The following is a 10,054-nucleotide window of genomic DNA, read 5'->3' on the forward strand; positions in this document are numbered from 1 at the left end:
TACCGTCAGGCTGCGACAGGCTTGTAGCTGGCAATGTCGGCACGAATGCCGAGACGCGCAAACATTTCCTGCGGATCGAAATTGGCAGCCTTATGGGCCGCTGCGACGGCGGCCCGCGCACGCTCGACGACCTCTGTATTTTCCCATTCGGCGATCGTGACGAAATTGAATTCGCCTGGACCGGCGACCTGCTCCAGCACCCTGTGATCGATGAAACCGTCCTGCACTTCCAGCAGCTTGTGGGTCATCATCACTTTGACGAGAAATTCTTCTCGCGCCGCCGCCGGCACGATGAACTTGTCGACTCGATAGAAAGCTCCGCTCATCCATTCTCTCCTGCATCAGATGTCTGCAGGTAGATCTGTAATTCCTCAAGTTAAGCTGAGGTCAATAGGCGGATAAAGAAAAGGCCCGGCCGCTGAATAATTCCTCAAATCGGAATCGATTTGAGGAATTATGCAGCAATCCAACGTGTTGCAGCGTCCTTAGCGCGTCTGAAAAGACGCGCGGCGCTGTAAGCGGGCCTTCATCGGAAATCGGTGTTGCCTGAAATCAGCGTTCGGCGAGCGCCGGTTCGCCTTTCTTCTCGCGCACCATGTTGATAAAGCGGCGGAAGAGATAGTGGCTGTCCTGCGGGCCGGGAGAGGCTTCCGGATGATGCTGGACCGAGAAGACCTGCTTGCCGAGGACGCGCAGGCCGCAATTGGTGCCGTCGAAAAGCGAAATATGAGTCTCTTCAACACCATCCGGCAGCGACTTCGAGTCGACCGCGAAGCCGTGGTTCATAGAGACGATCTCGACCTTGCCGGTCGTATGGTCCTTGACGGGGTGGTTGGCGCCGTGATGGCCCTGATGCATCTTCTCGGTCTTCGCGCCAAGTGCCAGGCCCAGCATCTGGTGGCCGAGGCAGATGCCGAAGACCGGGATATCGGTCTTGATCAGTGTCTTGATCACAGGCACGGCATAGTCGCCGGTTGCCGCGGGATCGCCCGGGCCGTTCGACAGGAAGATGCCGTCCGGCTGCATGGCGAGCACGTCTTCGGCGCTCGTTGCGGCCGGCACCACAGTCACCTTGCAGTCGAGGCCGGCAAACAGGCGCAGGATGTTGCGCTTGACGCCGTAATCCAGGCAGACGACGTGGTATTTCGCGTCCGCCGCCTTGAGTTCACCGTAACCTTCATTCCACACCCACGGCGTTTCGGTCCACTGCGAGGATTGGCCGGAGGAGGCGATCTTGGCGAGGTCGAGACCTTCGAGGCCGCTCCAGGCTTCGGCTTCGGCCTTCAGCGTCTCGATGTCGAAGACGCCGTTCGGATCGTGGGCGATCACCGCGTTCGGAGCGCCGTTCTCACGGATCCAGGCGGTCAGCGCGCGCGTGTCGATGCCGCAAAGGCCGATGACGCCGCGGGCCTTCAGCCATTGGTCGAGGTGCTTGGCGGTGCGGTAGTTCGAGGGCTCAGTGATGTCGGCCTTGAAGATGACGCCGACAGCGCCATGGCGGGCGGCAGGCGTCAGATCCTCGATGTCTTCATCATTGGTGCCGATATTGCCGATATGCGGGAAGGTGAAGGTGACGATCTGGCCGAGATAGGAAGGATCCGTCAGGATCTCCTCATAGCCAGTGAGCGCTGTGTTGAAGACCACTTCGGCCGGCACCTTGCCGGTGGCGCCGATGCCCTTGCCTTCGATGACCGTGCCGTCGGCAAGAACGAGCAGGGCGGTCGGCTTTTCGATTGTCCAGGGTGCTGTCGCGGTCATCTTCATCCCGTTTCCGGCGATCGGTGCGCGCGTTGCCGCGGCTGGCCGCCTTTTGATCTCGCAGGCGTGTGGACGCGGCAATGCCGCGCGCTTCAGGCCTGATCACGAATTTTGGTGCAGGTGGCGGTAAATAGCCACGCAATCGCTTGCGGTCAATCTTTGTAGCCGAGATTGCTGCCGTTTTCCTGCGCTTTATCGCACTGACAGCGCAATTTATTTGATCCCCCGCATCAGCGTGGTTTATGAAGCGGCATCAAAACAGGAGTGAAGACCATGCTGCGCGATCAACTCGCCACCCAGCTGAAAGAGGCGATGAAGGCCAAGAATGCGGAGCGGCTTTCCACCGTCCGGCTGATTCAGGCCGCGGTCAAGGACCGCGATATCGCCAATCGCGGCACCGGCAAGGAGCAGGCGAGCGACGACGAGATCCTGCAGATTCTCGCCAAGATGGTGAAGCAGCGCGACGAATCGGCCAAGATCTACGAGGAGAATTCCCGCCCGGAGCTTGCCGCCAAGGAGCGCGCCGAAATCATCGTCATCCAGGATTTCATGCCGACGCAGCTTTCGGACAGTGAAGTGCGCGCCAACGTCTCGGCGATCATCACTGAAACGGGTGCCGCGGGCGCCAAGGACATGGGCAAGGTGATGGCGGCGCTCAAGGAGCGTTATGCCGGCCAGATGGATTTCGCCAAGGCGTCGGCGACCGTCAAGGAACTGTTGAACGGATAACCTCAGATAACACGTCTTGCCTGCGGTTCGTCACGGACCGCAGGCCCGAGCACCGCTTCGGCGGCGGCATCGATGATGGCGAATTTCGCCGCCTGATAATTCCAATATTCGCGGATGAAGTGGCCCGACAGCCAGAAGTCGCCCTTGCGGGAGGGTTCCGTCCAGCCAATGCTCTCCATGGTCGCTGCCTGCATCAGAAGCCGCTTCAGATGGGTATTGGAGATCATGAACTGTTCGCGGATTTCCCTGAGCGATAGAGGGCCGAGCACGACGCGGTCGGCCGTTCTTGGAAATTCGGGAAGGCGCGAGATCAGGTAGTCCATCACCAGCCCGCCGGAATTCGCCCAGTTGAAGAGGTTGAAGGTGGCGCCCGGATTGCGGACTGCTTCACTTCCTATGATCGCCCTTGCGATCAGCGGCTGGATCGCTGCCATCATCGCCGAGGGGTCGGCGGTGATCTGATCGGCGCGCTCGCCGCCGTCGAGGCTGTCGAGGATCATCATATGGGCGACGAGCCATCGGGTGAAATGCTGCTCGGCGATTTCGGTGGGCTCCAGGTAACGTGTGCGCTTGTCGGGGCCGGGGACCGGTCGCAGGAAGCGATAGGCCAGCATTTCCTGCATGAAGGCCGCGGCTGTGTTGCGGCTGGCGATGTCGTTCCTGACCGCAAAATCGATGAAGCGCCCAGAATAGAGGCCGCCGCTCTTCCCATCGTCGGAATAACCGTAATGAAGCGCGAAGCCGGCATGGGCCATCAGCCAGCGCTGCTGCGCGGCGAAGATCGAGGCGATGCGCGGGCTCTCGCGATAGATGGCGAGCATCTGATCGGCGCAATGCAGGATCGCAGCGAGAAAGCGATCGTCTGCTGCAAGATTATCCGCGGTAAAAGCCATTTGGAGAGGTCCAGGGAGTTCGGCGCATACATCTTTCATGCAGGCGCCGCCTGTCAACGGTTTTGTCAATAAGCGGTTAATCTCAAAGGGAGAGTTGTCGCAAGGAGCCAAAAATTTAAGAAGGCAGGAGCTGGGGGCGCTCCTGCCTTCTTGCTCTTTGCTTCCACCGGCACGCAGGGCCGAAGCCCAAGCCGGAGGGTATTTGCAAAGGCACCCTTGCGAAGCGGCGCCGGGGGTAGGGATGGTGCTTCGCTCGGGGATCGCTTTGTTGAGATCGAACCTATTGCGGTGCGGCGGCTTATTCAAATTACAAAAAAATAATAATTGCCGGAATCGGCGGTTTGAGATGCCTCGAGGCGGACTGTCGGGAGGTGGCGGGCAGCTTAGTGAGGCGTAATCACATGAATGAATAATCCATTGTTGCACAAAGATTTTTTATCATCTTTGTTGGAGGTCTCCGCTCTTGCCGAAGCTTTCCCGACGGCGGAATTCCGGCTCTGAAAGGACAATAATGTCGCACCCTGTCGCAGGGGGCGATAACGCGTTGTTGATTGGATAACCGGCGCCGCTGATGACCGCCACATAGCCTGTGAATAGCGGGTTTTCGTGACAAGTTTCGTGGCATGGAGCGGCAAAGCAGCTTATATGGAGGTTGGCCAAGAGGTATCGATGCGCTTTTCCAACACCTTTCTCGATGATATTCGCGACCGCGTTCCGATTTCGAACGTGATTGCGCGCCGCGTGAGCTGGGACAAACGCAAGACCAATGTGTCGCGCGGCGATTACTGGGCCTGCTGCCCGTTCCACGGCGAGAAATCGCCGAGCTTTCACTGCGAGGACCGCAAGGGCCGTTATCATTGCTTCGGCTGCGGTGTCACCGGAGACCATTTCCGCTTCCTGACGGAACTTGAAGGTCTGAGTTTCCCCGAGGCGGTGCAGCAGATCGCCGATATGGCCGGCGTGCCGATGCCGCTTGCCGATCCTGTGATGGAGAAGCGCGAGAAGGAGCGCGGCTCGCTGATCGACGTCATGGAAATGGCGACCCAATTTTTCCAGGATCAGCTGCAGACGGCGAATGGGGCGAGGGCGCGCGCCTATCTGCGCGACCGCGGATTGACGGGACGCACCATCGAGACCTTCCGCCTCGGCTTTGCGCCCGACAGCCGCAATGCGCTCAAGGAATTCCTCGCCGGCAAGGGTGTCTCCAAGGAGCAGATCGAGGCCTGCGGTCTGGTCGTGCATGAAAACGTGCCGGTTTCCTACGATCGTTTTCGCGACCGCATCATGTTCCCGATCCTTTCGTCGCGGGAAAAGGTGATCGCTTTCGGCGGCCGCGCCATGTCGGCCGATGCGCCGGCGAAATACCTGAACTCCAACGAGACGGAGCTCTTCCACAAGGGCAATGTCCTTTACAATTTCGCCCGTGCGCGGCGCGCGATCCAGGGACCGGGCCGCGGCGATCCTCAGGACGACAATGCGACCGGCACCATCATCGCCGTCGAAGGTTATATGGACGTGATCGCGCTCTATCAGGCGGGCATCGAGAATGCCGTTGCGCCGCTCGGCACGGCGCTCACCGAAAACCAGCTCGAGCTGCTCTGGAAGATGGTGCCGCAGCCGGTGCTCTGCTTCGACGGCGACGGCGCCGGCATCCGCGCCGCCAATCGTGCCGCCGAACTGGCGTTGCCGCATCTGAAGCCCGGCCGTTCCGTTCGCTTCGCGCTTCTGCCCGACGGCAAGGATCCCGACGATCTGGTGCGCGATGACGGGCGCGCGCCTTTCGACAAGGTGATGAGCCAGGCAAAGCCGCTCTCCGAGATGCTGTGGAGCCGGGAGGTCAATACCGGCAAGTTCGACACGCCGGAGGCGCGCGCCGAGCTCGAGGCGCGGCTGAAGCAACTGGTCGCCGTCATCGCCGACGAAAATGTCCGCCGTCATTACCAGCAGGATATTCGCGATCGGCTGAACGTCTTCTTCCAGCCGCAGTTCCAGAACCGCAACAATGGCGATCGCCGCGGCGGCTTCAACGGCAACGGCAATTACCGGACGGGCCGCGACAATGCGGGCAAGGCAGGGCCGAAAAGCCCCAGCGTCATTTCCGAAAGGCTCGCCCGCTCGGGTCCCGTGCGCGGCCACCAGAACAATACGGCGCTGCGCGAAAGCGTGCTGGCGTTGACCGTCGTCAATCATCCCTCGCTGATGATCGACGATTATGACGAGATCGCCGCGATCGACTATGACAGCCGCGAGCTGCAGCGGCTCTGGTCGGCGATGCTGGGAGCCGCCGCGGCCGTCGCCGGCCCGCATCTGACGCGCGAATATCTGACCGAAAGGCTGGAATTCGAAGGCTTCGGCCCGCTCATCAAGAGCCTCGACCAGCAGGTGCGCAATGCCCGGCTGTGGATCGCGACCGAGGAGGCGGCGATGGAGGATGCGCGTGAGGGATACCGGCAGGCACTGGCTTCCCACAAGCGGGCGAAGGCGCTGCGCCGGCAGAAGATCGAGCTCGAGCGCGAGATTGCGCTGGCGACCGAAGCCGGTGACGGCGAGGCGATCGTTCAACTGATGCGCGCGCAGCAGGAAGTGCATTTCGAAGGGGTGCGCCTTGAGAACCAGGAGGCCATCATCGATGGCTTCGGCGTGCTTTCCGGCCGCGTCAAAGGGGCGGCGAACCACTGATGTCGCTGACCGAACGAAACGAACCGGGCTTTTCTGCTTCCGGCGCGCTGTTTTCTTCCGGCCGCTCGCCGCTCGATATTCTCAAGCAGGTCTACGGCTATTCCTCCTTCCGCGGCAAGCAGCAGCAGGTGGTCGAGCATGTGGTTTCCGGCCGCGATGCGGTTGTGCTCTTTCCCACAGGCGCCGGCAAGTCGCTGTGCTTCCAGATCCCGGCGCTCTGCCGCGATGGCGTCGGCATCGTCGTTTCGCCGCTGATCGCGCTGATGCGCGATCAGGTGGAGGCGATGAAGCAGCTCGGCATCCGCGCCGCAGCACTCAACTCGTCGCTGTCGCGCGAGGAGTTCGTCGAGGTTCGCCGCGCGCTTTCGGCAGGCCAGCTCGACCTTCTCTACGTGACGCCCGAGCGCATTTTGACCGATGGGTTTCGCGAGCTGATCGCCAACGAGAAGATCGCGCTGTTTGCGATTGACGAGGCCCATTGCGTCTCGCAATGGGGCCATGATTTCCGGCCGGAATATCGCGAACTCGGGCGGCTCGGCGAGCAATATCCCGGTGTGCCCAGAGTGGCGCTGACGGCGACGGCCGATCCGCATACGCGCGACGACATGATCGAGCGGCTGGGTTTGGATTCTGCCGAAATCTTCACCACCAGTTTCGACCGACCGAATATTGCCTACGAGATCGTCGAGCGTGACCAGCCGCGCCAGCAGCTGCTGCGGTTCCTGTCCCGCCACAAGGGCGACAGTGGCATCGTCTATTGCCTGTCGCGCGCCAAGGTCGAGGATACGGCCGAATGGCTGAACGGGCAGGGCATTCGCGCCCGTGCCTACCATGCCGGCATGGACAGGGCGGTTCGTGACGCCAACCAGGATGCCTTCCTGAAAGAAGAGAACCTTTGCCTGGTCGCCACCGTCGCCTTCGGCATGGGCATCGACAAACCGAACGTGCGTTATGTCGCCCATCTCGACCTGCCGGGCTCGGTAGAAGCCTATTATCAGGAGACTGGGCGCGCCGGCCGCGACGGCCTGCCGTCCGAAGTCTGGATGGCCTATGGCATGGCCGACGTCATCCAGCGCGGCCGGATGATCGACGAGGGCAGTGCTGCCGCGGAGATCAAACGGGTCGAACGCGCCAAGCTCAATGCGTTGCTGGCGATCTGCGAGACCGCCTCCTGCCGCCGCCAGGCGATCCTTGCCCATTTCGGCGAGGCGCATGCCGGCCATTGCGGCAATTGCGACACCTGCCTGAAGCCCGTCGAGACCTGGGAGGGCACGGACGCGGCAATCAAGGCGTTGGCGGCCGTCTACCGCACCGGCGAGCGTTTCGGCGCTGGCCATGTCGTCGATGTCCTCCTCGGCAACGTCAACGAAAAGACCGAACGTTTCGGCCATGCCGAAATGCCGGTCTTCGGCGCCGGCAAGGATATTCCGGCACGCGTCTGGCAGTCGGTCTTCCGCCAGTTGCTCGCCATGGGATTGATCCGCGTCGACCACGAGGCCTTCGGGGCGCTGAAGCTGGAGCCGGAGGCGCGCTCCGTCTTCAAGCACGAGCGGCAGGTGTTCTTCCGCAAGGACCGCCCGGCCTCGGAACGGCGAACGAAGAAAGCGGAGCGCAGCGAGCGCAAATCGGGACTATCAGGCGCCGACGGCAGTCTCTTCGAGGCGCTACGGGCCGAGCGCATGGCGATTGCCAAATCGCTCGGCGTACCGCCCTATGTCGTCTTTCCCGATACGACGCTGATCGCCTTCGCCACGGAGCGGCCTCGCACCCGCAAGGAATTGCTCGCCATATCAGGCGTCGGGCAGGCGAAGCTCGAACGTTATGGCGATGCCTTCCTGGAGATCATCCTGGCGCAGGACAACAGCTGAGCGGCAAGGGAGGAGCGCCGATGGCCCAGAATATTTACGACCGACCGGAATTCTTCGCTGGATATAGCGGCATGAGGCGATCCTTGCACGGGCTCGACGGAGCATCCGAGTGGCCGGCGGTGCGCGCGCTGCTGCCCGATCTTGCCGGCAAGCATGTTGTCGATCTCGGCTGCGGCTTCGGCTGGTTTTCGCGTTTTGCCGTGAGCCAGGGTGCTGCAAGCGTGCTTGCGCTCGACATCTCGGAAAAGATGATCGCCAGAGCGGGGGCCGATACGGCGGATGCTGCGATCACCTACGAGATCGCCGATCTCGAGCATCTCACGCTTGCCGAGGCGTCCTTCGATTTCGCTTACAGCTCGCTGGCGCTGCATTATATCGAGGATTTCGCCGGTCTTGCCGCGACGGTCTATCGCGCGCTTTTGCCGGGATCGCAATTCGTCTTCACCATCGAGCATCCAATCTTCATGGCGCCGACCAATCCCGCCTGGGCAGTCGATGCCGAGGGGCTGCGCATCTGGCCGCTCGACCGCTATTCCGTCGAAGGTCCGCGCACCACCGACTGGCTCGCCAAGGGTGTGGTCAAGCAGCACCGCAAGCTCGGCACCACGCTCAACACCTTGATCGCGGCCGGGTTTGCCATTCGTCATGTCGAGGAGTGGAGCCCGAACGAAGATGAGCTCCACGACAATCCAGATTGGGCGGAGGAGATGGACCGGCCGATGTTCCTGCTGATTGCGGTCCAGCGCTGAAGAAGACAAGCCGGCGGCAATATGCTAACCCGGCGGGCAAATGGAAATCTCTGGGAAAGGCCATCCATGACCTCGCAATTTCTCTCCCATCTCAGCAACGAGATCTCAGCGCTGAAGGATGCCGGCCTCTACAAATCCGAGCGCGTCATCAGCTCCAAGCAGGCGGGCGAGATCGCGATTTCCACCGGCGAGCGGGTGCTGAATTTCTGCGCCAACAACTATCTCGGCCTTGCCGACAACGAGGAACTGGCCGAGGCCGGCAAGCAGGCGCTCGACCGATACGGCTACGGCATGGCCTCGGTGCGCTTCATCTGCGGCACACAGGAAGAGCATAAGCAGCTCGAAGCGCGCATCTCCTCCTTCCTCGGCATGGAAGACACGATCCTCTATTCCTCCTGCTTCGACGCCAATGGCGGTCTCTTCGAAACGCTGCTGTCGGAAGAGGACGCGATCATCTCCGACGCATTGAACCACGCCTCGATCATCGACGGCGTCAGGCTTTCGAAGGCCAAGCGCTTCCGCTACGCCAACAACGATATGACAGCGCTCGAAGAGGAGCTGAAGAAGGCCGAAGGCAGCCGCTTCAAGCTGGTCGCCACCGACGGTGTCTTCTCGATGGACGGGATCATCGCCAATTTGGGCGGCGTCTGCGACCTCGCCGAGAAATACGGCGCGATGGTCATGGTCGATGACAGCCATGCCGTCGGCTTCGTCGGCAAGAATGGCCGCGGTTCGCCGGAATATTGCGGTGTCGAGGGCCGGATCGACATCATCACCGGCACGCTCGGCAAGGCGCTTGGCGGCGCCTCGGGCGGCTATACCTCCGCCAAGGCAGAGGTCGTCGAATGGCTGCGGCAGCGCTCGCGGCCCTATCTGTTTTCGAACACGCTAGCACCTGTCATCGCCGCCGCCTCGCTCAAGGTGTTCGACCTCATCGAAAATGGTGATGCCTTGCGCAAGCGCCTTTCGGACAATGCCGATCTCTTCCGCAGCGAAATGACCAAGCTCGGCTTCACGCTTGCCGGCGAAGGCCATCCGATCATTCCCGTCATGCTGAGCGACGCCAAGCTCGCCCAGGATATGGCAAGCCTGATGCTGAAGAAGGGGATCTATGTGATCGGCTTCTCCTTCCCCGTCGTGCCAAAAGGCCAGGCCCGCATCCGCACGCAAATGTCGGCGGCGCATTCGCGGGCGGATGTGGAGCGGGCAATCGCGGCCTTTGCCGAGGCAGGGCGGGAATTGGGTGTGATTTGAGAAAGGCTTCCCCCTTCTCCCCAGCGGGGAGAAGATGTCCGTCAGGACAGATGAGGGGGCGGAGCGAAGCGACACCCTGAGCGTGAGCGAAGGGTAATTGATCTGGACGGCGTGCCGTGCCGCC

At 61.6% G+C, this 10,054-nt stretch carries 8 protein-coding genes; 5 read left to right on the plus strand and 3 right to left on the minus strand.

The features are described 5' to 3' along the window. Window positions 1-5 precede the first annotated feature (5 nt). Both RWK44_RS30165 and carA read right to left on the minus strand, forming a co-directional pair. On the minus strand, window positions 6-326 hold the full coding sequence (locus RWK44_RS30165) for an antibiotic biosynthesis monooxygenase family protein (RefSeq protein WP_221962416.1): 321 nt from the start codon (window positions 324-326) through the stop codon (window positions 6-8). Window positions 327-552: 226 nt separating this feature from the next. Then, entirely contained in the window at window positions 553-1,758 is a 1,206-nt protein-coding gene (gene carA / locus RWK44_RS30170; RefSeq protein ID WP_222040474.1) for a glutamine-hydrolyzing carbamoyl-phosphate synthase small subunit, read from the minus strand. A 273-nt stretch (window positions 1,759-2,031) separates the two neighbouring features. Here carA and RWK44_RS30175 point away from each other — a divergent pair, with 273 nt between their 5' ends. Continuing rightward, a complete protein-coding gene (locus RWK44_RS30175) occupies window positions 2,032-2,487 on the plus strand; it encodes a GatB/YqeY domain-containing protein (protein WP_316029864.1) in 456 nt (151 codons plus the stop codon). Between the two features lie 2 nt (window positions 2,488-2,489). On the opposite strand, the gene RWK44_RS30180 is transcribed toward RWK44_RS30175, so the two are convergent. Then, window positions 2,490-3,380, minus strand: coding sequence for a hypothetical protein (locus RWK44_RS30180; protein WP_077978860.1), 891 nt, complete (start codon window positions 3,378-3,380; stop codon window positions 2,490-2,492). Between the two features lie 669 nt (window positions 3,381-4,049). On the opposite strand from RWK44_RS30180, the gene dnaG reads away from it, so the two are divergent. The 4 genes from dnaG to RWK44_RS30200 all read left to right on the plus strand — a co-directional run bounded on the left by dnaG (window position 4,050) and on the right by RWK44_RS30200 (window position 9,930). Further along, a complete protein-coding gene (dnaG, locus tag RWK44_RS30185) occupies window positions 4,050-6,059 on the plus strand; it encodes a DNA primase (protein WP_131664633.1) in 2,010 nt (669 codons plus the stop codon). Then, window positions 6,059-7,927: a DNA helicase RecQ gene (gene recQ, locus RWK44_RS30190; RefSeq protein ID WP_316029865.1), complete on the plus strand. Its 1,869-nt coding sequence runs from the start codon at window positions 6,059-6,061 to the stop codon at window positions 7,925-7,927. Before dnaG ends, recQ begins: the two co-directional genes overlap by 1 nt. Before the next feature lie 20 nt (window positions 7,928-7,947). After that, window positions 7,948-8,676: a class I SAM-dependent methyltransferase gene (locus tag RWK44_RS30195; protein WP_131664635.1), complete on the plus strand. Its 729-nt coding sequence runs from the start codon at window positions 7,948-7,950 to the stop codon at window positions 8,674-8,676. Between the two features lie 66 nt (window positions 8,677-8,742). Further along, window positions 8,743-9,930: a glycine C-acetyltransferase gene (locus tag RWK44_RS30200; protein ID WP_131664636.1), complete on the plus strand. Its 1,188-nt coding sequence runs from the start codon at window positions 8,743-8,745 to the stop codon at window positions 9,928-9,930. Window positions 9,931-10,054: the final 124 nt, after the last annotated feature.

Origin of the sequence: Rhizobium sp. 25PS6, from assembly GCF_032464655.1 — a bacterium.
Lineage (GTDB): Bacteria > Pseudomonadota > Alphaproteobacteria > Rhizobiales > Rhizobiaceae > Rhizobium > Rhizobium laguerreae.